Below are 21,843 nucleotides of genomic sequence, written 5' to 3'. Positions count from 1 at the left end.
ATTTAAAAAATGAGAACATCCTACTTCGTAGCGAGCCAGGGCCAAATAAGAGGTTGATGAAAAGCGTTCATCCATGAACTTCATCGACATTCGAACATCCATGTACATCAAAACCCGTTGCAGCAATGCGACGGGTTTTTTGCTGTTTGGGGTATAGAGATTTGAGATTTAAAAATCTCGCGAGGTAAACTCGCTCCTACCATAGTATTATAAGCACAGTACAACATGGTAGGAGGCGGTTTACCCGCCGATGGCTTGCAATGAAGTTCCGGAAAAATCTCGCGAGGTTTTCTAAACCTAAGTAAATGCGCTCCTACCACAGTATAGGCACAGTGCAACATGGTAGGAGGTGGTTTATCCACCGAGCATTTGCAAGCGAGAAGCTGCTATATGGTTTTATGCAATAAGGGCTATAAGGAAGGGTCAATTAACGATATGATGGGCTAAAAACAGGGGGTCTTAGTGTGTCACTTCATTTAATTGCACTGTTGGTAATATTTGCATTGTTTGGTACTTCAGCCACTTACTTAATTCGCTTTATGTATAGCTATTGGATTAAGAAGCAGCTTGAAGTGAAGTACATTATTAATGCGAGTATTTGTGCGCTGTTAGTGATGGTGATCTCAGTGATCAATGAGCTTATCCTATAACCTGAGTGCTCATCAGTCTATAGAGGCACAGCCTGACAGGTATGGGCAATACATAGTGTTTGTATTGGCATCACAGGTTCACAACTAACCGCTGGCGCTTTTCCTTTGTTATTCAGCTTTTCTTGCTCTGTAATGGCGCTAACGACAGCTTCTACATCTTGCTCATCAGTATGCTTCGTTGAGTAGATCAGGTATTCTCTAGGTCCACCACAGGTTAATCGCTCACCTACTCCAATTACTTTACACTGATAGCTTGCATCACATCCTATATTTGCTTTTATATCGCTGAGTGTATGCGTAGCATTCGAGCGACTTGTTGCATCGCTTGGTGTTATTTCACAGCCAGATAACGCCGCAATTAGTGTGCCGATGCAAGCGAGAGAAATAGCTAACTTCATTATTGCCTCTAGTATGTAGGACGACTATTTTCTAGTTTAACACACTTATTTTCAACGCATTGTGTTGCGGGTTCAATTAAATGCTGACAGATACTCATCATCTGATTTTGCATATTATAGGCGCGCTCTAATGTAGTAATTTGCTCCGCTAACTGCTTAACTTGGGCCTCATCTGCTGATCTTGTTGAATACACTAGATAAGAAGAAGGGCCACCACAGGCACGATCGCCAACGGCAATGACTTTACACTGGGTATCGTTATCACAGCTTTTGTCGGCCACCACGCTTTCCAATGACTGTTTATGGGTTTTGATGTCAGAGGTGTCGAGCTTTTTACCATCTTGTTGAATAGGTAAGCTTGCTTCTTTTGATTCTTTAATTTCGGTGTGGTTTTCGCTTACAGGCTTAGTTTCTTGTGCTTTTTGTTCTACAGTTTCTTCTTTAGTTACTTCTTCTTGGCAACCAAACAGCAAAAAGGTTGCCAGTAAAGTGGGGATCATCTTGTTCATTATATGCTCTCCTAATGTTTGCTAATTAAACTACGCAAGTCCTTAAGGAATAGCAAGTTCTGCAGCCTGCATACACTATATGTGATCGCAGGCTGTGAGGGACAGCGCTATAGACCGCCTTTGGTGAGTTTTTGCGGATCGAGTAATGATTGGAGCTCGTGTTCACTCAGATCGGTTTGCTCAGCAGCGACCTCTATAATTGGGCGTCCTTCTTTGTAGGCAAGCTTGGCAATTTGTGCTGCTTTTTCATACCCGATCACAGGATTTAATGCGGTAACTAAAATCGGGTTTTTAGCCAGTGCCTTTTGAATATTCAGCTCATTCACCTTAAAGCTTGAAATAGCTTTGTCCGCAAGTAACCTCGCGGTATTTGAGAGGATCTCAATGCTTTGCAAAATATTTAATGCAATCACTGGCAGCATAACATTCAGCTCAAAATTGCCAGACTGGCCTGCAACACTAATCGTTGCGTCATTACCTATCACTTGAGCACTGGCCATTGCAGCCGCTTCTGGAATAACTGGGTTTACTTTACCTGGCATGATTGAAGAGCCTGGTTGTAGCGCCTCAAGCTCGATTTCACCTAGGCCAGCAAGCGGTCCTGAATTCATCCAGCGCAAGTCATTGGCTATCTTCATTTGTGCTACTGCAAAGGTTTTAAGTTGGCCTGAAAGTCCCACAATCGCGTCTTGTGAGCCGATATGATAGAAAAAGTTGTTGCCTTTACTGAAGCGGATCCCGATGTTAGTGCTCAGGTTTTGGCTAAATAATTTAGCGAACTGTGGATCGGCATTAATACCTGTGCCTACTGCTGTTCCACCTTGACCTAACTCGTAAACTTTTTCTAAGGAATGAACAATGCCCTGACAGGCATTATCTACTTGCGCTTGCCAGCCACTTAATGTTTGTGCAAAGGTCACCGGCATTGCATCCATCAAGTGCGTCCGGCCAGTTTTGACGTGATGACCAACTTGCTCTGCTTTTTGTTCAATACTACTAGATAAGTGTTTTAGTGCAGGCAGAAGGTCATACACTGCTGTGATTGCACTACTCACGTGAATCGCTGTTGGGATCACATCGTTTGAGCTTTGGCCCATGTTAACGTCATCATTAGGATGAATTGCGACACCGCTTAATTCAGTAGCTAGAGTAGCTATCACTTCGTTGGCATTCATGTTTGAACTGGTACCAGAACCAGTCTGAAAGACATCCACTGGAAATTGATCTAAGTGTTTGCCATCGATTAGCTGCTGACAGGCACTCACAATTGCTTTTGCTTTATCACTTGATAGATGGCCAAGGGATTGATTGGTTTCCGCTGCGGCTTGTTTGATGTAGGCCAATGCTTTGATAAAGCTACTTGGCATTGTGATCCCGCTAATAGGAAAGTTATTTACAGCACGCTGTGTTTGCGCTTTGTAGAGCGCATGCTCAGGAACATCTAATGTTCCCATACTATCGGATTCTTGACGAAATGTAGTCATCGTTGCTCCTAATAAAAAGGGTTAAACTGCTGGCAGGTTTGGCACGCATCTCGCTGGAGCTTCAAAAATTGCCGTGACGAAGTATGGTGATGTTTATAAAACCGTTTTAGTGCCAACAAAGGTTTAAATAATTGATCCATGCATTGTTTACGTATGGCTGTATCAACGAGTGGATCGGCAATCTGTTCTAACAGTTCGGACAATGTATTTTTAAGATAAAGCTCTTGCAGCAGCGGGTTATTATGGCGCTCGTACCATTTTGCCATGCCTATGCCTGCTGAAATATATTCCGCAACCAAGAGCGGCGCCTCAAGTTGTGGTCGCTGGCAGTGGCGATTAAGCTTCGCACGATAAGTTTGTAATAAAGTAGCTAGCTGCATAAATACAAAACCAAACGATGTAATGATAATGGTTATCATTACATCGTTTGGTTGGCAATTCAAGCTTTAGTATTCGCACTGCCAAACAATTTGTTTAGCATTCACCATAGCAGCTCACTATGAGTCTGAAATGAATTTAAGAAAGTGTGATTCAGCTTAATTATAGCCGAGGAGATATTGCTGCTCTGAATGCTCTTTCTCTTGTTCTTCGAGTTGCATCAGGTTGGCGACTTCTTGTCGGTAAGCGCGACTTTTCGTGAAGGTATTTTTACGCTTCTTCAGAACAAGTCCTTCGCTTTTAAGTTGGCTTGGCATTTGGGTGATCTCTGAAATTTTCATGCTCGCTTCTCCTCTTAGTACTCTTTAAACTTAGCAGAAGTTGTACCAAAATAAATTTCTTTTCTAATTTTAATTGCTTAGTGGAAGTTTTAGCTATTTGCCTTGCAATTGAGATAAATTCTTGCCTCAATGAGGCGCATAAATCGATCAAAATAGTGCAAACGAGATGACAAAACCTTACTCTCAAGCGTGTGAAAACAATAAACAGCCAATATTAGAAAAGCTCACTCCCTATCTAAATAAACCTTTGGAAGTGCTAGAGGTAGGTTCTGGTACGGGTCAGCATGCGGTGCACTTTGCTGCGGCGTTACCGCATTTAACGTGGCAGACGGCGGACAGGGAGGTTAATCACGCAGGTATTCAAGCGTGGCTTGATGACGCCGAGTTAGAAAATACTTTACCGCCATTGGCGCTAGACTTACACCATGGGTGGCCTGTTAATCAGCGTTATGATGTGATCTATACCGCTAATACCTTGCACATTGTGTCATCAACGCTCGTAGAGCGTTTAATTGCAGGCGTTGGACGACACCTTAAAGAAAGCGGCTACCTGATAGTTTATGGGCCGTTTAATTATCAAGGTGAATTTACTAGCGAGAGTAACCGAGAGTTTGATGCGTATTTAAAATCGCAAGACAAAGAGAGTGGCATTCGCGATCAAGAATGGGTATTGGCGCTTGCGGCAGAGCAAGAACTTACACTACAGCAAGACTATGCGATGCCGGCTAATAATCGCTTATTGGTGTTTAAACGGTAGTTTTGCTTGGCACTCGGTAAAGTAATGCCCGAGTGCGTCAGCTTCGCGCTTGGTAAAACCCTCAAGCGCTTGTTGAAAGTCAGGTTGAAATAAGCGGTGATACGATTGCCTCCACACCGGCTCAAAACCCCTCACTAACTTGTGCTCGCCTTGAGCACCCGCGTCAAAGACAGCAAGCTGATTAGCAATGGCGTACTCTATGCCTTGATAGTAACACAGCTCAAAATGCAAAAAGTCGTAACTATCCTCAATTGCGCCCCAATAGCGACCATACAAGGTATCACCATCCACAAGATATAAACTAGTGGCAATAATTTCGTGGTTTAAGTAGGCGCAGCAAAGACGAAACTTATCTGGCATCGAGGTGATAACTTGCTGAAAAAAGTCGCGAGAGAGATAGCCGTGGTGTCGCGATCGCTTAAGATAGGTGAGCTGGTAACTAAGAAAAAACGCATCAAGTTGTGCTGTGCTTATTTCTCTGCCAACAGTCCAACTTATGTTAATACCCTGGGCTGCCACAGCTTGGCGCTCTTTCATGACCATTTTACGCTTTCTTGATGTGAGTCGTGCGAGAAAATCATCGAACTCGGCGTAACCTCGATTATGCCAATGAAATTGCACATTGCGGCGCATCGTTAAATGACTTTGAGTGAGAAAATCGCTTTCACGACAAAAATTAATATGGACTCCACTAATGCCTAGTTGGGCGAGGCTCGTGAGCGTAGCGTCAATATATTCAAGCAAGCAAGAAGATAGACGTTTAGTTAATATTCTTGGCCCTTGAGTTGGCGTAAAGGGGACGCCACATAGCCATTTCGGATAGTAATCTAATCCATGGCGCTCGTAGGCTTCAGCAAAAGCCCAATCAAAAACGTACTCGCCATAAGAGTGCGATTTAATATAGCCTGGTAAAATTGCAATCAACTCGCCCTGGCGTTCAATCATTAGGTGATGTGGTATCCAGCCAGTCTCTTTGCTGGTGCAGCCGCTCGACTCTAATGCAAGCAGCCACGCGTAGCTCGTAAATACATGTGATGGTGAAACGCAGTCCCACTGTGCTTCTGTCACTTCAGTTAGAGAATGAATAAACCTGTGTTGGTACTCAGTCATTGTGGCTGTCAAAAAATGCGAGCAGTGCTTGCTCAAAGTTACTGTAATCAGGGTTAAACGTGATCCGCGCAAGAGCGGTGTATTGCGTCATGCTTTTCTCGTGACGCTCGCCAAAATGGACGGTTTTACCTGTGCGGCAGTTAATGAAGGCTTGGTCTTCTAAGTGGTAACTGGTGCAATTACGATAAGGCCCTTTGCGGCCGTAAAAAATATGTTCAGGTGGCTGCAAAATACCAATATGAGACATATCGACAATGTTGTCGGCTTTCACGCTCCGATAATTCACACCTTGCTTAGTCGATGGCGTTTCCGAGTAGATAAATTGGGTCAATGTTGATTTAGGTTGCCATTTTTCTAGCAGCTTTGCCGTTGCATGATTGTCTATGGTGGTATCGACATCGCTATAGCTGATAAACATCGGTACATCTGGCAAAGTGGTGAGTGATTTGAGTGGCGCCATAGCCTGATGGGCTAACGTTGCGCCATGCCATGGGAAAGATTCATATTTGGCGAAATCCAAATCGGCGTCTTCATCTATCCAATTGACAAATGGCACGTAATCAATCCATTTGGCTAGCCAACCGTTCTTATTATGTGGCTCTGTGGCGGGTGAAATAAGTGCAACAGAGCCTAAATTCTTGGGCTTGTGCTTCGCTATGCTACTCAGCACTATGGCGGCACCAGTGGAGTAACCAAGTACGGAAAAATGCTTAAAATCTTGGCTCGTCTGTGCGATGGCATAATCCGTATGGGTTTGCCAATCGTCAATATCAACTTCGGTTAAATCGCTTGGTGCAGTCGCGTGGCCTGGCAGTAACATGGTTCTGACATTGTATCCTGCTTCATAGAGCGCTGACGCAAGGTAGTGAAAAGTAAAAGGAGAATCGGTCAGACCATGGATAAGTAAAATGGCGTGATCTTTGTTGTCATGCTCAAGTGAAAATGGCGCGATTAAGTCACTTACCTTGGGGATTGTCAGGTTAAGTAATTTTGCTGTGGGCGTTATTAACGGGCATGGCAGTGTAGCGCGAGGATTGCGGCTTTCAATAATTTGCTTAGTCGAACGAATATAATCGTTATAGTTTTTTACATTCCCTACATCGACGGTGACGGGGCCTTTATCGATCGCTTCGCGGAATAATCCCGACTTTTTGCTCTTGGTGAATAGCGACATATCACTCACTTGGGTAACACAGTCTTGTGCGATGACCAAAGGTGAAGCAAACAGGCTAAAAGCAAATACTGTGGAGGTAAGGTAGTGGCGCATAGTCGGTCCTTATGAGCATAAAATCACATGCAGTATAGCGAGAACAGATGACGATAAAAATGGTTAGCGGATCGGTAATATGCGTTTTGCAAAAGTTTGCTTGAGGACAATCGTTGATTCAATCCCGCTAATCACCTTACAGGCGCCCAGTTGATGTTTGGCGAACTGTTCATAGCTGGGCAAATCCTTTGCTACGATTTCCAATAGGTAATCATGACTTCCTGAGATCACCGAACAACTAATCACCTGATCTTCAGATTCCACGTGTTGTTCAAATAAATGCGCTGCGGTTGCGGTATTTTCACTGAGTTTTATAAATGCATAAACCAGAATACTTAAGTCAACTTGTGCTCTATCAAGTGCCGCATGATAGCCTGAAATTACTCCTGTATCTTGTAAGCGTTTTACGCGTCGAAGACAGGGAGTATCGGAAAGGTTTGCCTTTTCGGCGAGTGAGGCATTACTCAAACGTGCGTTATGTTGCAAAGCGTTAAGGAGCAATTTGTCCTTGGTATCTAGATTTACCGACATAAACCAAATAAAAGAGTGATTCTTGCTAATCAGTATTAAACTTTTAGAGAAAATTGGCAAATTATGCTCATGGTGATTTGCTAGCCTTAACTGTGGAATAATCACGAGAAGTAATCATGAGTCCATTAGCCGTACAATTTGACGCTTGGATTAGAGGTCCGTTTGTCGACCTTAACGACAAGCTTGAGCATCTTTATTGGCAGCAACAGGATAAAGCAAACGTTGAAGGCGTTGGTGAAACGCTAAAAGCACAGTTATTAGAAGAAGGTAATCAGCTAGTCCAAGCCTTGCTAGAAGAAGGCAATACCGACGAGGGCTTTGAGCAAGCATTCGACTTACTCGGTAACGTTGGTCTATTTATGGCTGCATGCAGACGCCACGAAATTACCGAGCCAAGCCGTGAAAAGGTGTCTCCACTAACGCAAGCATCGGCACTGGCCATGCACATTGGTGCCTCTTTGGGAGTTACGCCGCGCTTCGCAACGGCTCATCTCACCACACACAACCGCGCAATCAACGGCGTGTATAAGCGCTTTACTTCTCATCCGGCAGAGCGCTTATTCATCGACTACAATACTCAGGCCATTCTTGCCTATAAACGCGCGTCCGAATCGTTAATGAAGGTGCATCATTTGGGAATTTCCCATCCCATGTCATTGGTGCTACTCAAACAAGTTAAGCAAGCGCTGCTTGAGGTGATAGAGTCTAATCGAGAGTTATTTAAGGAACTAGATCCCGAGGCATTCTTTTACGTTGTACGACCCTATTACAAACCATACCGAGTTGGTAAAGAGGTCTATCGTGGCGCAAACGCTGGAGATTTTGCGGGTATCAATGTTATCGATATGATGTTGGGGTTATGCCCGGCTAATGACATTAGTTACGGTCAAATGCTGGTGGAAAAATTCCTCTATATGATGCCAGAAGACCAAGCAACCCTGCGTGAATGCATGCGTACGCCTAATTTAATGGATGCGTTTCTGAGTGCATTGAAAGGACCGAAAAGTGATTGGTTTGGCCCTGCCTGTAGCTTGTTTATACAAGTGTGTAAGCTGCATGGAGATACGGCCATACAACATCACAATCAACTCGTCGAAAAGTATATCGCCAAACCTTCGCAGGCGATGCAGCAACAGCACTTAAGCAAAGTGACCGCCAGTGGTCCACCGATTGAAGTCTTACTCAAAGAACTCGCGGACTTAAGAGATAGGCGAGCTGCAGCCGAGCGCGATGATATCTTTACTCGGCATCATGATTTAAAACGATTACGCCAAGCAATAGGGGTTAAGCATGAAGCAATATAGGGATGATTTTCACTTGCCTACGGGTCGCTATTTATTGAGTCATTCCGTTGGTCGTATGTTGAAATCGGCAGCGGAAGATTTTCATCAGCAATTTATGGTGCCCTGGCAACAACAAAACCAAGAGCCTTGGCAGCAGTGGCTAAGCGGTATTGATCGCTTTACCTCAGCCCTAGCTTCCCTATTACACACTGATGCGCGCCTGTTTTGTCCGCAAACAAACCTTTCCAGTGGTTTAACGAAATGGGCGATGAGTTTGCCCGAAAGTGGCATTCGCAAAGTACGCGTATTGATGAGTGAGCAAGACTTCCCCAGCATGGGATTTGCGTTACAAAACGCGCTGGACAATATTGAGATTGTTTATATTCCCGAAGCGATGAATATGCACGACCTTAGCGTGTGGCAGCAATATATTGACGAGCAAATTGACTGGGTATTTGTCAGTCATGTTTATTCGAACAGCGGTCAGCAAGCGCCTGTCGCTGACATCATTAGCCTTGCTAACCAATATGGTTGTCGAAGTATTATCGATATTGCTCAGTCACTTAGTGTATTACCAATAAATTTAAGCGAGTGGGGCGCGGATTGCGTTATCGGCTCTTGTGTGAAATGGAGCTGCGGTGGCCCTGGCGCCGGTTTCATCTGGGTGAATGAGGATGTCTTGCCTTATTGCGAACCAAAAGACGTTGGCTGGTTTTCGCATCAAAATCCATTCGAGTTTGATATTCACCATTTTGCGCTGAGTGAAAGTGCGCTGCGTTTTTGGGGCGGTACACCAAGTGTGGCACCTTATATCTATGCGGGGCACAGCCTTGGCTATTTTGCCGAGCTTGGGGTTGAGCAAGTAAGAGCGTACAACTTTGCTTTGTTATCTGAGTTACAAGCGGCATTGCCTGAATTTTATCGCTCTCCTACAGCACAGAGTGCTTGCTCGGGGACCGCTATTTTGCATTTTGGCTCGCGGCATGAGTCAGTGATGGATCAGCTTAAGCGTGCGGACATTGCTGTGGATAATCGTCGCTACGGTATTCGTGTCTCACCACATATTTATAATAGTCAGGAGGACATCGCGCAGTTGGTGCGAGTTATCAACGAAAGCTAGTTTCCTAACCCTAGTGCTTTTTTGGTCTTCTTCTTCACCGAGCGCCAATGTGTCATTGGTTGCTTGGGCGCGCGGGCTATCAATGCGTTGAAATCAATTTCTTCTGCAAGTACCTCTCCTTGATGCGCCAAGATCACGGAGTGGGGTTGTAGTGCCTTTACTTTGGCAAGAGATTGACGATACAAGCGTGGATAGAATACCGGAAAAGGCGCAACAAATTGCCCTTTTACTTTTACCGTCAAGTCCGCTACATAGATGCGCTTACTGGGGAGATGATACAAGCTCAAATCTCTATCCGTATGACCGGGTGTGTGTATCGCTTGCCATTCGTTAAAGTAGGGCAAGCTATCACCGTCGGCTAGGAAAAAATCTGGTGATAATTGTCTTGGATACCAAAGGTTACGCTTGGCCTTGCGCTTTCTCCCAGCAACCCAAAGTGCCAGCGCCATATCGGAGAGGTGCATCATGACACCATCAATGCCACGATACCACTGACTGGGAGCATTTGCGGCCGCAATCTTTGCGCCGGTGAGTTTTTTGAGTTTATGCGCGCCACCGGCATGATCTGGGTGCATATGCGTGACCACAATCAGCTTGAGTGCGCTTAGTGGCTTGTGCAGTTGTAGGATGTAGTTGCAGACCAACTCAACATCGGCACGACAGCAACCATCGAGTAACAGCAGGCCAGTTTCGTGCTCAACCAGATAAATATGTTGAATATAGCCTTCTAAGACATGTATTTTCATTAGTCACACTCATTTCTCCAATCAGATCTCAACATAGCATAGGTTAAAGACATCTGACCAGTTGTGTGTGGAAGTGATAAATCGCAGACATAAAAAAACCGCAATTAAGCGGTTTTCTTATAAGTGATGGCGGAGAAGGAGGGATTCGAACCCTCGATAGGGCTACAAACCCTATACTCCCTTAGCAGGGGAGCGCCTTCAGCCACTCGGCCACCTCTCCGGCGCAATACTTTAAAAATGGCGGAGAGATAGGGATTTGAACCCTAGATACGCTATTAACGTATGCCGGTTTTCAAGACCGGTGCTTTCAACCACTCAGCCATCTCTCCATGGGCAAAGATAATACTTAGCGATTTAGGCGCTGTAAACCGTTTTTAAACTGTTTGCTTAAAAAATGTGCTAAAAGTGAGGTTTTTTTAAAATTGTGCTAGAAATTAGCGGTTTGACGAAGAGGTTTTGTACAAAAATGCTGGTTGAAGTGGTGCTTTTATGGTCTATTGAAACAAATGCTGACGAGAGCATGGCGGGTTGGGGCGCCATGCTCTGTGCAGACTTACTTATACATAATCACGTCTTTTAACGCTAAGTGTTGACCACATACTGCCAACCACTTCGTCCAATTGATACGACGTTGTTTAGTTGGTTGTGTTTGGTTAAACGTGTTTTGTGATGGGCTGCAAGGTGCAGCTGAATTAAGCATGTCTGGCTCCTAATAAGCTATGATTGAAAACAAGGCTATTTTGCACGCAATTTGTTTAAATTTAAAACGATAAAAATTGATGTTTTCGGATAAAAATAACTAATGAATTAATGGTTTGTTCATTTTTGTTTTAATGGGTTCTTTGCATGTTTATGCATGGTTGCGATTGTCTTGATTAGGCTGCAGACCAATTAATATGTGTGTTTGTGGTTTTTGTTTTTGATTTTTGGTTTTAGTTTTGGTTTTTTATTCATATAAGTTGAGTTTTTGTATTTAAGGGTTTTTATGCTGGTGGTGGTCAACCCTTTAGCGGGTGCTGAGGGGAAAGCGCAAATTGCATGGTTAAAGCAACAATTAACACAACAACAGTTGACGGCAACTTGGTTTAATACCACTGGAAACTTTGTCGCAGATAGGGACGCAATCGCTCAAGCTGCTACGGCGGGAGTTAGCGTGGTGGTGATTGGGGGAGATGGCACTTTGCACCTAGTCGCCAATGCCATTGCTGAACGGGATAACACGCTTGCGCTGCTGCCAGCGGGGACTGGCAACGATTTTGCTCGGCAGTTTCATTATTCCAAAGCACAGTGGCGAGCAGCTGTATTTGCAGATCAGGTCACAACTATTGATTTGGGTAAAGTGGACGGGCGCTGGTTTGTCAATGTTGCTGGGATTGGCTTTAACGCGCATGTCATGAATAACTTAGGACAAACCAAACGGCTAGGAAAGCTGAGCTATACCTATGCGGGATTAATGTCGCTATTTACTGCCAAACTCATTCGCTATCACGGCAATACGTGGCCTGAGCAGGGTATGATGTTGTTACTTGCGAATGGCAAACACTTTGGGGCAGGGTTAACTCCTGCTCCTATGGCTTGCCTTGATGACGGTCAGCTGGAGCTACTATGGTTCACGCCGCAAACGCATTGGCAGCGGATGGTATTGTTTGTCAATATGCTACTTAAACGCCATATGGGTACAAGAAATGTGCACCACGGCCGCATTGCAGAGCTTTATATCGCACAAGAGGGGTATGACATTGAGGCTGATGGCGAGATTGTTGGGCGCACGCCTGCGACGATAACTTGCTGTCGCCGAGCTCTGAACATAAAAAAAGCGCCATTATAAAATGGCGCTGAAAAGTAAGAAGCTAAAGCATTGGTAAGACTTCAACTTCTAACTGGGGACCGAATGGACAACCAAGCGTAGACGCGATCTAAAGGCGTGAGTACAATCGCATTACCTAGGATGACCAAAATAAATCCAATAAAGGTGTTTTGCTGCCACTCAAAGCCTTCAAATAAGGTACTCAAGGCCACGGCAACAAAAGGAAATAACACTATCAAATAACTCGCTTTCTCAGGCCCAATATTCTTGAGTAGTGAGAAATAACAACCAAAGGCAATGACGGTGCCAAACACGCTAAGGTAAATCAGAGACCACCAATATGATGCCGGCGCTTGGTTGATAAACTGATGTTCACTAAAGGCGACATAGGTTGCTAACATGACAGCGCTGTAAAGCATGCCCCACGCATTTCCCGCCATAACATCAATTTGCTGATTAGAATTGCGTACGCTCACCATATTACCGAGTGACGCGACCACCGTTCCTAATAGAGCTAATGATAATCCCAAGAAGGCCTCGCTTTGCAAATCAAATGCGACCAAGTCGTGCCAAAACAAGCTGACTATCCCAAGCGTGCCCAGTGATGCACCAAAGTAAATTCGCTTAGCAATAGGTTTGGCAAAAAACAACTTAGTGTTGACGATGTTAACGACCAATAATAATGAAAATGCAATTGATGCCATCGCTGACGTTAAATGTGCCTGAGCCCAATATAAGAAGAGATAGTTAGCACCAAAATTACACAGCGCTAAGAGGATGAAAAAGCCGTGATCTCGGCGAGAAAATCGCATTGGCACACGCTTATAGATGACAAACGCCCACATACAAACCGCGGCGAGGCCAAAGCGGTAAAACAGCGACACAAACTCGTTGATGCTGCCAAGTTGGTATTCAATGGCAAGCCATGTTGATCCCCAAATCAACACAGTGATGGCGTAAAGAAATAGATTTTTCATGATCGGCTCTAGATTCAAACAGCAGTGGAAGTCTGTAGTTTACGCTGTTATTCTGTATAAGCTATATACAGAATTTGCTAATTTATACCTATACAGATGATTGCTTATGAGTACCGTTATTCAACGCCAACATTCCGCCTTTCTCTATCAGCAGGTGATCCAAATGATCTTGTCGATGGCAGAACAAGAGTCTATTTTACCGGGCGAAAAGCTTCCCTCATTGCGTGTTATGGCGCAAAACTTAAATGTCAGTATCCCAACGGTAAAGCAGGCCTATCAAGCACTTGAAGATCAAGGAAAAGTCATTGCCAAAGAGAAGTCCGGCTACTTTTTATGCCACAGAGCTTCGCACAACGACTCACCGAAGCGTGCACGATTGCCCGCCAAACCTGTGGTGGTGAACAAGCAGGCGTTGATTGAACAAGTGTATAAGGGGATCCATCAGCCACATGCAATCCCCTTAGGTATCGCCAACCCCATCGCCATTGCTGGTACTGAGCAGGTTCTTGCCAAAATTATGCGCCGCGCAATGAAAGAAGCAGGGAACGAACTCATTAATTATGGCCCTATGGACGGTTTAGATAGCTTAAAAAAGCAAATCGTGCGGCGTTATTTGGATATGGGTTTAGCAATAGACATGGATGAAGTGGTGATCACCAATGGCGCGCAAGAAGCATTGGCGATTGCGTTACAAGCGGTAACCAAGCCCGGAGACGTGATAGCGATTGAATCTCCCTGTTATTTTGGCATTGTTGAACTGGCTGAAAACTTAGGGTTAAAGGCCATTGAAATACCTGTTTGCCCAGATGATGGCATTTGGCTGAGCGACCTTGAACGGGCACTTGAAAAGCATGATATTCGAGCGTGTGTGTTTTCTACCAGTATTAGTAACCCGCTTGGTAGTTTTATGCCTGATACGAGACGTGCGCAGCTGGTGGCGCTATTAGAGCAACGTGACGTGGTGTTGATAGAAGACGATGTGTATGGCGATTTATATTTTACCGAGCAGCGTGGCATTCCGGCACAAGCATTTAGCCAAAAGGGCTTAGTGATCACATGTGCGTCATTTTCAAAAACCGCAGCGCCTAGCTATCGGGTGGGTTGGATGGTCGCCAGTCAATTTAGTGCAAAAGCAAAGCGCATAAAACGTGCGTTGAGTTGCTCATCATCTTTAATGAATCAATGGGCACTAGCGGATTTTCTCAGCTCCGGAGGCTACGAGCGCCATTTAAAGTTGGTCCGTAAACGGTTAATTGAGAATCGAGACCGTATGATCCAAGCGGTGAATGTTGCATTTGGTAGTGAGGTAAGAGTCAGTCGCCCGCAAGGCGGTTGTGTGCTGTGGTTAGACTTAGGTAAGCACGTCGATGGTGCCTTGTTGTTCCAAAAAGCCCTGGAGTGTGGGATCAGTATTACGCCTGGTACGCTATTTAGTGCCAGCAAAAAGTATCAAAATTGTATACGTATCAGTTATGGCTTGCCGTGGGATGCGTCGGTAGAGCAAGCGATTAAAACGCTGGGGGAGCTGGCTGATGCACAAAGGAAAGGGTTGGCATAACGTACCCTTAATTAAATGTAAGTTATGCCAACGTCAGATTATTTAAATTTAAACAGTTGGTACTCTGACATGGCGGGGATAGACTTTGCGACAATGGCTTCGTTTTTCGCGATTTGTTCAAAGTCGCCACACAGTGCGTCGGCTTTTTTCTCAATAGATTCTGCCTGTTGTTCAACTTTGGTTTCGATTTGTGTTGCGAAGTTTTCCATACGTTGTTCAAAGCTGCTCATATCACCGTTTGCATCTGACATTTCGTTGCCAATCGCAACCAGTAAGCTACCTATCGATTGCATCATGGCACCTTGTACTGCGGTCTCGATTTTTTCTTCAAACTGATTATCAAAATTTTGGCCAAACTCATCAAAGGTTTGCTTGCCCATCACAAACGCACCTTGCTGATAAAACGTATTTTGCACTTCTGTTTCAAGATCATCGATCACAGCATGGATGCTATCTAAACTGGTTAAATTAAAGGTGTGTGCCACTTCATTAAGGGCGACGCCCGCTAGTTTTATGCCTTCAAAAGCAATATCAGCCACTTGTGGTAGGCGGCCTCTTAGTTCATCACCATATTGCGTGAGCATCGTTTTTTGCTGTGTATTAAGTGCGATGCGCTCGCCATTGAGTGTCAGTTCGCCAAGGTTGTTGATCTCAGCTGTTTTGTTTTTGGCCGTTGTGATCACCAAGTTATCAGGTGTGATCCTAACGTCATTCTGAAATTCTACTTCACAATTGTCACCGCTAAACGTGATGTTATTTTTTTCGTGTGCAGCGACGGTGGTTGTCATCATTGTTGCTGCTGTTAGTAGTAAAATTTTATTCATGGTCGATCCTTATTGGCTCAGTTTCATGATTGTTGTTACAAGAACAGTGCCAAATATAAACCCAAGTAAAATCAATATATTGTGTTATATTGTTGAAAGTTAATGTGCTCTAAAAGTGATGAAATTGACTAAAATATAGTTGTTTTTGTCAAAATGAATTAGGCGATAAAAAATTTTTATTGTAAGGATAAGAAACTCTCACTTTTCAGAATGACAATTTAGCGCTAAATAGTGATCTTGAGAGACGGCTCTCATTTTATTAATGACTATTTTATTTTGGAGTTAGTTGTGGGTAAGACATTCTCTTACGATGCGCTTGATGATGATTTTGCAGACGATGAATTTGAAAAGTTGGGTCGTAACCAACATGACAAGCAAAAGCGTAAAGTCAAAAGAAAGCTAGACGACTACTTAGAGCAAAAACGCCTACGTAGAAATCTAGGCGATGATGATTTCGACTATATTGATGACTGATCATTAAACGTCATCTACGAGTCTAGCACTGACAGTAATTCAATTTGGCTGTGTGATTAAGCAGGGCTGTGGGTTACTCAATGCGATGTCTGAGTTATTGTGTCGTTGGTGATAGCCAAGCAAGTGACGAGATATTCAGATAGTAAGCAGCCGCAAATATGCGGCTGTTTTGTTTTGATTAATCTTTAAAAGATTTATGGCAGTCTTTACAGCCTTTTGCCCAATCTTTAAATGCAGAAGCAATCAGCTTTTTGTCGCCAGAGTCAGCTGCAACAGCCAGTGCTTGAGCATACTCGGCAAATTGCTTGGCTTTACCATCGAACTCAGCTCTGTTTGACCAAACGGCTGGTAGGGCATCAGTATTGCCTTTGTCAGAACCGTCGATAAATGCTTCCCAAGGCATTTGCGATAATTGCGCAGCATTGTGAGCACGTTGTTTAAATACTTCGGCATCAAATGGTACTTTGCCTTTTAGCATGTCGCCCATATTGCCAATTTGGAAACGGATCAATTGGAAAGACGCTTTGCGGTATTCAATTGCATCATCAGCCGATTCAAACATAGTGTTAGCTTGCGCTGTTGCTGCAAGACAGCTAAATAGTGTGACGGTAAGTAGTTTCTTCATAGTAAACCCCTAATATTTTTCCCTATTTTCAATGTAAATTACAAATATAATCAAACAATTGCGATAAGTGCCCTGTGACGGAGGCAACTAGTTTTAAATAATCAACTCTCGATGTCTTTGAATATCATGCCCCTGCGCATACTGCGGGTGGCTAAAAAGATTTCTCCAAGCAAAGAGACAAACGCGCCAATAAGCAGCACCATAGCCGCGATAAAACAAGACGATAAAGTAATACCCAATGGCATACTGTACAAGTGGGACATGAACAGCAGCATAACCACTGCACACACAAGCAACGCACTGAGTACACTCATGCTAAATGCAACGTGAATAAAACGAGACCGTTTTAACAGTGCGCGCATTTCACGGCTAAAGTGCATTTTGAGTTCTTCATCTTGCGTGGTATTGATCTTGCGATCGAGTAAACGCGCCCTATCCGTGATCCGTGCTAAGCGGTTTGATAGTACCCCTAAGGTCGCAGCAATACCCGTAATTAAAAATACAGGGGCAACGGCGGTTTGGATAACTTTGGCCATCGTGAGAATGCTAACGACTTCTGGATTCATATAGTTACCTCGTTAATTCCAGTTTAGTTTTGATAAGGTGTTGGGTTGCTCACCGAGGAGGGTTTGCATCACTCGGTTGCGTTCATCAAGCAAGATGACTCTAGGAATGCCTTTGTTGGCATACGTGTTGTAGATATCTCGATTGGGATCGGCAACAAAATGGATGGGCAATTGCATGGTTTCGTTGAATTGCTCAAGTGTAGTGTTAGTTTCTTCTCGGCCAATAGCAACGATGGTTAACTCGGCCTGGGTGAGTAATTCAGATTGTTTTAGTTCACTCAATAAGCGTTGCGAATCGGAGCACCAAGTCGCGAATAAAATCACCAGCTTTTTGTGATTAGCATCGAACCTAATAGCTTGGTTTTTGATATCCGTAAATCGCAAATGTTTAAAGGAGTCGCCGGTGTGGATATAGGTCTGATAGCCATCGTCTGCCTGTGGTAGCGCTTCGTTTGAGGCCTTGCAGTCACTAAATCCGGTGGTGAGAACGGTACTAAGTAGTAACATTTTTATTGTTGTTTTCATGTCTATTCCTTGTTTCCGTGTCTGTGTTTTTGAACTCTTGCGCGCATTTCAGTATATTGCCCCACTTAGATGATTTCTTAAAGTCCAATTTCTTATAGCCGTTGATATGATTTACCTTTCTTTATTTGGGCTTGCTTTTATTGCCGCAACACTATTACCTGCGTCGTCGGAGCTGGCGCTGAGTGGGCTCGTTGTGAAACAACAAGGCGAACTGGTTTGGTTATGGCTGGCTGCGACAATGGGTAATTTACTGGGTAGCTGTGTGAACTATTATCTTGGTTGGTTTATCGCTAAGTGGCGGGATAAGCGCTGGTTTCCGGTTTCTCAACAGCAATATGATAAGGCTTGTGGACTATTTAATCGTTACGGCAAGTTTTCATTGCTATTTGCTTGGCTCCCCATAGTCGGAGATCCTTTGACTGTGGTAGCGGGGTCTCTACGAACCTCTTTTGGGTGGTTTTTTGTGTTAGTCGCGCTCGGTAAAGGCGCTCGTTATGCACTGGTGATTTACCTTGCCTTACAGATGATTTCTTAACACCAGAAGGCAAGGAAGTGAATATCAGAGTCTTATCGCTTAGTTTAGCTTCTGTACCAATCAAGCGTGAGTGACACTGAGTCAGCAAACCGTAAAGCGTGCGGTTTATCTACAGTGACTTTCGCATACGTCACGTCTCGATGCTGGTGACATTCTGCAAGTATGTCAGCCACTAATTTCTCAAGTAACAAAAAATGCCCTTCTTCTACTAGCGTGATGATTGCCTTGGTCACGGTTTTGTAGTTAAGCGCGTGAGCCACGTTATCATGATCTAAACATGCCGTATCCGCTGGGTAGTGAATCTCAATATTGATCACGACATCTTGCTTTTTCTCCCGCTCCTCGGGATTAAAACCAATAAAGGTACGTAGCCTTAAATTCGTCACCTTAATAATGGCATTCGACATAGCGTGCTTATCCTTTCACTAGCTGTAAAAATTCGTTGCGGGTTTTGGGGTCGCTTCTGAAGTTACCAAGCATGACAGACGTTCGCATACTAGAGTTTTGTTTTTCAACGCCACGCATCATCATACACATATGTTTGGCTTCAACGATCACGCCAACGCCTTTTGCACCGGTGACTTCCTCAACGGCCTTGGCGATTTGATGAGTTAGCTGCTCTTGGATTTGAAAACGTCGGGCAAACATATCAACAATGCGGGCAAATTTAGACAAGCCGAGCACTTTACCGTTAGGTATATAAGCGATGTGACAACGGCCAACGAAAGGCAGAAGGTGATGCTCACACATAGAGTACAACTCTATATCTTGGATCAGCACCATGTCATCGGCATCCGAGCTGAATACCGCGTTATTGGTGATTTCATCCAGTGTTTGACGGTAGCCCTGAGTCAGATATTCCATCGCTTTCGCTGCGCGCTTGGGTGTGTCTAATAATCCTTCGCGGTCTGCATCTTCACCCACGGCTTCAATAATCGTTTTATAACTCTGTTGTAATTTATCTTGCATAATGCGTTACCTCAAATGGCGGCCACCGTCGATTTGTACCGTGCGTCCTGTCATATAGTTGCTAGAGAGTATCATGTCGACACTATTGATAACTTCTTTGCTACCAGGCTCAATTCCCATAATAGACTTTTTCAAGGTTTTTGCCTTGTACTCGTCACTATCGTCTTGATTAAAGATGATAAGAGAAGGTGCAATGCTATTCACTTTGATGTTAGGTGCAAACTTAGCGGCAAATGACCGAGTTAAGTTATCTAATGCAGCTTTACTCGCGGCATAGGCAATGTGTTTTGGACTGCCTTTTTCTACTACATAGTCAGTAATATGGATCACATCGCTGGCGTTATTGCTAGCTGTCAATAAGTCGCTCAAGGCATGATTGATCAAATAAGGGACTTTAGCGTGGATCCGCATCATATTGTCGAATAATGCTGAAAAATCAGGGTTATTGGCTTCACAATCCCAGCTCGATGCATTGTGGATGATGGCACTGAGTGCGTCGGTATGGGCACGAATTTGGTTGTTGAGTTGTGTGATTGCTTCTGGCTCGTCAAAATCGGCCTTGATACAAATGGCACCTAGCGATGCTAGTTCATCGATAACTTGATGTTTGGTGCGATACGTCAATATGATGGCTTGCTGTTTAGCGAGAAAGTGTTTCACCAAAGCAAGTCCAATGCGCTGTGCGCCACCAGTAATTAAAATAGGTGCAGCTGCGGGGCTCATACGTTAATCACCTTGTGAATTGAGAAATTAGGGTTGGCAGGATGAATAACTGGTTATCTCCTGCCAACAAGACTATTGTTCGTCGTATACCGTAGGAATTGGTTGACGCTTGTGTTGGGTGCGCTGATAAATGGCAATAAGTTTGTCGTTTACTTCACTGCTAACGGGCTTACCTTCAAGGAAATCATCAATATTGTCATAGCTTAGTCCTAGCGCTTCTTCATCGGAAAGGCCTGGACGGTCACATTCGAGATCGGCTGTCGGTACTTTATGTACTAGTCCCGCAGGTGCCCCGAGAAAAGCCGCTAGTGCGCGAACTTGGCGTTTTGACAGGCCAAACAAGGGCGCTAAGTCGCAGGCGCCGTCACCAAACTTGGTATAAAAGCCCGTGATGTTTTCAGCGCTGTGATCGGTACCGACTACTAAACCGCGAGTCAGGCCTGCTATTTCGTACTGCGCTACCATGCGCTGGCGTGCTTTTACGTTTCCTTTAATAAAATCCACGTTGGCTTGGGAAGGCAGTGGCACGCTTCCACCCGCCATGGCAGCAAGTGCTTGCTCGTGCATAGCATCGGCCGCAGGCCTGATGTTGACTGTTAAGCGCTGGCTAGGTTGGATAAATTCGAGTGCAAGCTGCGCTTCATCTTCATCAGCTTGAACGCCATACGGCAAGCGCATGGCAATAAATTTATAAGCCCCAGTACCATGTTCAGCATTGAGTTCATCGATAGCTAGCTGGCATAGGCGCCCACAAGTTGACGAATCAACGCCTCCGCTGATGCCAAGCACAAGAGTGAAGCAGCCAGAGGCTTGTAATCGTGCTTTTAAAAATGAGACACGTCGTTTGACTTCAAATTCCGGGTCAATAATTGGCTGAACTTTCATTTCGGCCATGATTGCTTCACGCATACTGGTTCCTCAATACTATCGGGGCGATAAACTTCTATTATGTTGGTGCTGACGCGCTTTTTAAAGCCCTAAATGTGCTTTGATGGTGGCGAGCTCTTGCTTTAATTGCTCAATCTCGGCGATCAAGCTCTCGATTTCGCTGTCATTTTGTGTGTAGGTTATGGGTTCTGCCGATGTTGTTGTTGGTTCAACGACTTGGTCACCAAACAAGTGTTGATAACGACTTTCTCGTTTTCCTGGTTCTCGGGCAAGCTTAACCACATAATCATGTTCTTGCATCGCACTTAATGTCGACTCAACGTCCTGTACGGAACTGAATTCTGCGAGGCGGCTGCTGCGGGTACGCAGTTCACCTAGGGTTTGTGGTCCACGCAGTAACAACAAACAGATAATCGCTTTTTGTTTCGCGTTGACTTTAAGGTGACCAAAATCACTGTTACAAAAGCGCTGGCTGTACTTGTCGACGCGACCAGACAGTGCTTCGTCGCAGGTAATTAAGCGTTTTTCTTGTAGGCGAGTCAATGTATCTAGCACATCATTTTGAGAGAGTTCCATCACCGGCTCGCGATTTGACTTTTGATTACACGCATTGGTGAGGCCGTTGAGTGACATTGGATATTGTTCTGGGGTGGTGACTTGCTTTTCGATTAAGCTACCCAGTACACGTTGCTCTTGAGTATCTAATTGCATCACTTTCCTTATTTTTGTTGTTGCTGATGAGATTTATAACATCATCTTGATAATAGCAATATAATACCAATATTTACTGTAGCAAAG

28 protein-coding genes and 2 tRNA genes are annotated in these 21,843 nt (G+C 44.4%); 8 read left to right on the top strand and 22 right to left on the bottom strand.

What is annotated here, in order from left to right:
- The first annotated feature begins 464 nt into the window (after nucleotides 1–464).
- Nucleotides 465–650, top strand: a complete 186-nt coding sequence (locus L3V43_RS21070; protein WP_237117341.1) for a hypothetical protein — start codon at nucleotides 465–467, stop codon at nucleotides 648–650.
- A gap of 17 nt (nucleotides 651–667) precedes the next feature.
- Here L3V43_RS21070 and L3V43_RS21065 read toward each other — a convergent pair whose 3' ends face one another.
- The 5 genes from L3V43_RS21065 to L3V43_RS21045 all read right to left on the bottom strand — a co-directional run bounded on the left by L3V43_RS21065 (nucleotide 668) and on the right by L3V43_RS21045 (nucleotide 3,760).
- Entirely contained in the window at nucleotides 668–1,048 is a 381-nt protein-coding gene (locus L3V43_RS21065) for a hypothetical protein (RefSeq protein WP_102055808.1), read from the bottom strand.
- Nucleotides 1,049–1,056: 8 nt separating this feature from the next.
- A complete protein-coding gene (locus tag L3V43_RS21060) occupies nucleotides 1,057–1,557 on the bottom strand; it encodes a hypothetical protein (protein WP_102055809.1) in 501 nt (166 codons plus the stop codon).
- Nucleotides 1,558–1,664: 107 nt separating this feature from the next.
- On the bottom strand, nucleotides 1,665–3,041 hold the full coding sequence (locus tag L3V43_RS21055; protein ID WP_102055810.1) for a class II fumarate hydratase: 1,377 nt from the start codon (nucleotides 3,039–3,041) through the stop codon (nucleotides 1,665–1,667).
- An 8-nt stretch (nucleotides 3,042–3,049) separates the two neighbouring features.
- Entirely contained in the window at nucleotides 3,050–3,460 is a 411-nt protein-coding gene (locus tag L3V43_RS21050) for a hypothetical protein (protein WP_010604192.1), read from the bottom strand.
- A 117-nt stretch (nucleotides 3,461–3,577) separates the two neighbouring features.
- Nucleotides 3,578–3,760 (bottom strand): hypothetical protein, encoded by a 183-nt coding sequence (locus tag L3V43_RS21045; protein ID WP_010378070.1) that lies wholly within the window; start codon nucleotides 3,758–3,760, stop codon nucleotides 3,578–3,580.
- 166 nt (nucleotides 3,761–3,926) lie between these two features.
- On the opposite strand from L3V43_RS21045, the gene L3V43_RS21040 reads away from it, so the two are divergent.
- Nucleotides 3,927–4,517, top strand: coding sequence for a DUF938 domain-containing protein (locus L3V43_RS21040; protein WP_237117340.1), 591 nt, complete (start codon nucleotides 3,927–3,929; stop codon nucleotides 4,515–4,517).
- Here the strand turns inward: L3V43_RS21040 and L3V43_RS21035 are convergent.
- The 3 genes from L3V43_RS21035 to L3V43_RS21025 all read right to left on the bottom strand — a co-directional run bounded on the left by L3V43_RS21035 (nucleotide 4,497) and on the right by L3V43_RS21025 (nucleotide 7,425).
- Nucleotides 4,497–5,627 carry a GNAT family N-acetyltransferase gene (locus tag L3V43_RS21035; RefSeq protein ID WP_237117339.1) on the bottom strand — a complete coding sequence of 377 codons (1,131 nt, stop codon included), beginning with the start codon at nucleotides 5,625–5,627 and terminating at the stop codon, nucleotides 4,497–4,499. The two genes, L3V43_RS21040 and L3V43_RS21035, sit on opposite strands and share 21 nt — an antisense overlap.
- Nucleotides 5,620–6,894, bottom strand: coding sequence for an alpha/beta fold hydrolase (locus L3V43_RS21030; RefSeq protein ID WP_237117338.1), 1,275 nt, complete (start codon nucleotides 6,892–6,894; stop codon nucleotides 5,620–5,622). The genes L3V43_RS21035 and L3V43_RS21030 overlap by 8 nt, the downstream gene beginning before the upstream one ends.
- 63 nt (nucleotides 6,895–6,957) lie before the next feature.
- Nucleotides 6,958–7,425: an Lrp/AsnC family transcriptional regulator gene (locus L3V43_RS21025; RefSeq protein WP_119232257.1), complete on the bottom strand. Its 468-nt coding sequence runs from the start codon at nucleotides 7,423–7,425 to the stop codon at nucleotides 6,958–6,960.
- A gap of 116 nt (nucleotides 7,426–7,541) precedes the next feature.
- Between L3V43_RS21025 and L3V43_RS21020 the strand changes: the two genes are divergently transcribed.
- Nucleotides 7,542–8,729, top strand: coding sequence for a monodechloroaminopyrrolnitrin synthase PrnB family protein (locus tag L3V43_RS21020; protein ID WP_102055814.1), 1,188 nt, complete (start codon nucleotides 7,542–7,544; stop codon nucleotides 8,727–8,729).
- Nucleotides 8,716–9,828, top strand: a complete 1,113-nt coding sequence (locus L3V43_RS21015) for an aminotransferase class V-fold PLP-dependent enzyme (RefSeq protein WP_102055815.1) — start codon at nucleotides 8,716–8,718, stop codon at nucleotides 9,826–9,828. The genes L3V43_RS21020 and L3V43_RS21015 overlap by 14 nt, the downstream gene beginning before the upstream one ends.
- Here L3V43_RS21015 and L3V43_RS21010 read toward each other — a convergent pair.
- From L3V43_RS21010 to L3V43_RS20995, 4 genes are all read right to left on the bottom strand, one after another.
- Complete coding sequence (locus L3V43_RS21010) at nucleotides 9,825–10,574, bottom strand: MBL fold metallo-hydrolase (RefSeq protein ID WP_102055816.1); 750 nt, start codon at nucleotides 10,572–10,574, stop codon at nucleotides 9,825–9,827. The genes L3V43_RS21015 and L3V43_RS21010 overlap by 4 nt on opposite strands.
- A gap of 127 nt (nucleotides 10,575–10,701) precedes the next feature.
- Nucleotides 10,702–10,794 (bottom strand) — tRNA-Ser (locus L3V43_RS21005).
- 18 nt (nucleotides 10,795–10,812) lie between these two features.
- Nucleotides 10,813–10,903 (bottom strand) — tRNA-Ser (locus L3V43_RS21000).
- Nucleotides 10,904–11,127: 224 nt separating this feature from the next.
- Complete coding sequence (locus L3V43_RS20995) at nucleotides 11,128–11,274, bottom strand: hypothetical protein (protein WP_017219379.1); 147 nt, start codon at nucleotides 11,272–11,274, stop codon at nucleotides 11,128–11,130.
- Nucleotides 11,275–11,559: 285 nt separating this feature from the next.
- On the opposite strand from L3V43_RS20995, the gene L3V43_RS20990 reads away from it, so the two are divergent.
- Nucleotides 11,560–12,402 carry a YegS/Rv2252/BmrU family lipid kinase gene (locus tag L3V43_RS20990; protein ID WP_237117337.1) on the top strand — a complete coding sequence of 281 codons (843 nt, stop codon included), beginning with the start codon at nucleotides 11,560–11,562 and terminating at the stop codon, nucleotides 12,400–12,402.
- A 41-nt stretch (nucleotides 12,403–12,443) separates the two neighbouring features.
- On the opposite strand, the gene L3V43_RS20985 is transcribed toward L3V43_RS20990, so the two are convergent.
- Nucleotides 12,444–13,358: a DMT family transporter gene (locus L3V43_RS20985; RefSeq protein WP_237117336.1), complete on the bottom strand. Its 915-nt coding sequence runs from the start codon at nucleotides 13,356–13,358 to the stop codon at nucleotides 12,444–12,446.
- A 106-nt stretch (nucleotides 13,359–13,464) separates the two neighbouring features.
- Here L3V43_RS20985 and L3V43_RS20980 point away from each other — a divergent pair, with 106 nt between their 5' ends.
- Nucleotides 13,465–14,916, top strand: a complete 1,452-nt coding sequence (locus L3V43_RS20980; protein ID WP_026345634.1) for a PLP-dependent aminotransferase family protein — start codon at nucleotides 13,465–13,467, stop codon at nucleotides 14,914–14,916.
- A gap of 38 nt (nucleotides 14,917–14,954) precedes the next feature.
- On the opposite strand, the gene L3V43_RS20975 is transcribed toward L3V43_RS20980, so the two are convergent.
- Nucleotides 14,955–15,740 (bottom strand): YggN family protein, encoded by a 786-nt coding sequence (locus tag L3V43_RS20975; protein WP_102055818.1) that lies wholly within the window; start codon nucleotides 15,738–15,740, stop codon nucleotides 14,955–14,957.
- 288 nt (nucleotides 15,741–16,028) lie between these two features.
- Between L3V43_RS20975 and L3V43_RS20970 the strand changes: the two genes are divergently transcribed.
- Nucleotides 16,029–16,214, top strand: coding sequence for a hypothetical protein (locus L3V43_RS20970; protein ID WP_010604204.1), 186 nt, complete (start codon nucleotides 16,029–16,031; stop codon nucleotides 16,212–16,214).
- A 178-nt stretch (nucleotides 16,215–16,392) separates the two neighbouring features.
- Here the strand turns inward: L3V43_RS20970 and L3V43_RS20965 are convergent, their stop codons facing one another.
- The 3 genes from L3V43_RS20965 to L3V43_RS20955 all read right to left on the bottom strand — a co-directional run bounded on the left by L3V43_RS20965 (nucleotide 16,393) and on the right by L3V43_RS20955 (nucleotide 17,930).
- Complete coding sequence (locus L3V43_RS20965; protein ID WP_102055819.1) at nucleotides 16,393–16,839, bottom strand: cytochrome c; 447 nt, start codon at nucleotides 16,837–16,839, stop codon at nucleotides 16,393–16,395.
- A gap of 101 nt (nucleotides 16,840–16,940) precedes the next feature.
- A complete protein-coding gene (locus L3V43_RS20960; RefSeq protein WP_017219384.1) occupies nucleotides 16,941–17,405 on the bottom strand; it encodes a DUF2721 domain-containing protein in 465 nt (154 codons plus the stop codon).
- Nucleotides 17,406–17,417: 12 nt separating this feature from the next.
- Nucleotides 17,418–17,930 carry a thioredoxin-like domain-containing protein gene (locus L3V43_RS20955; protein WP_235368783.1) on the bottom strand — a complete coding sequence of 171 codons (513 nt, stop codon included), beginning with the start codon at nucleotides 17,928–17,930 and terminating at the stop codon, nucleotides 17,418–17,420.
- Nucleotides 17,931–18,036: 106 nt separating this feature from the next.
- Here L3V43_RS20955 and L3V43_RS20950 point away from each other — a divergent pair, with 106 nt between their 5' ends.
- Nucleotides 18,037–18,465, top strand: coding sequence for a YqaA family protein (locus tag L3V43_RS20950; RefSeq protein ID WP_235368784.1), 429 nt, complete (start codon nucleotides 18,037–18,039; stop codon nucleotides 18,463–18,465).
- A 44-nt stretch (nucleotides 18,466–18,509) separates the two neighbouring features.
- On the opposite strand, the gene folX is transcribed toward L3V43_RS20950, so the two are convergent.
- The 5 genes from folX to L3V43_RS20925 all read right to left on the bottom strand — a co-directional run bounded on the left by folX (nucleotide 18,510) and on the right by L3V43_RS20925 (nucleotide 21,756).
- Nucleotides 18,510–18,872 (bottom strand): dihydroneopterin triphosphate 2'-epimerase, encoded by a 363-nt coding sequence (folX, locus tag L3V43_RS20945; protein ID WP_095727082.1) that lies wholly within the window; start codon nucleotides 18,870–18,872, stop codon nucleotides 18,510–18,512.
- 7 nt (nucleotides 18,873–18,879) lie between these two features.
- Nucleotides 18,880–19,434, bottom strand: a complete 555-nt coding sequence (gene folE / locus L3V43_RS20940; RefSeq protein WP_010604208.1) for a GTP cyclohydrolase I FolE — start codon at nucleotides 19,432–19,434, stop codon at nucleotides 18,880–18,882.
- A 6-nt stretch (nucleotides 19,435–19,440) separates the two neighbouring features.
- Nucleotides 19,441–20,157 (bottom strand): dihydromonapterin reductase, encoded by a 717-nt coding sequence (gene folM, locus L3V43_RS20935; protein WP_235368786.1) that lies wholly within the window; start codon nucleotides 20,155–20,157, stop codon nucleotides 19,441–19,443.
- 72 nt (nucleotides 20,158–20,229) lie between these two features.
- Nucleotides 20,230–21,066: an ammonia-dependent NAD(+) synthetase gene (nadE, locus tag L3V43_RS20930; protein ID WP_010604210.1), complete on the bottom strand. Its 837-nt coding sequence runs from the start codon at nucleotides 21,064–21,066 to the stop codon at nucleotides 20,230–20,232.
- Between the two features lie 60 nt (nucleotides 21,067–21,126).
- Entirely contained in the window at nucleotides 21,127–21,756 is a 630-nt protein-coding gene (locus tag L3V43_RS20925; protein WP_102055823.1) for a DUF480 domain-containing protein, read from the bottom strand.
- Between the last annotated feature and the right edge of the window lie 87 nt (nucleotides 21,757–21,843).

Origin of the sequence: Pseudoalteromonas sp. L23 (assembly GCF_021728455.1) — a bacterium.
Taxonomy (GTDB): domain Bacteria; phylum Pseudomonadota; class Gammaproteobacteria; order Enterobacterales; family Alteromonadaceae; genus Pseudoalteromonas.
Note: the sequence above shows the minus strand (reverse complement) of the source record. Positions and strands in the feature narration are given on the sequence as shown.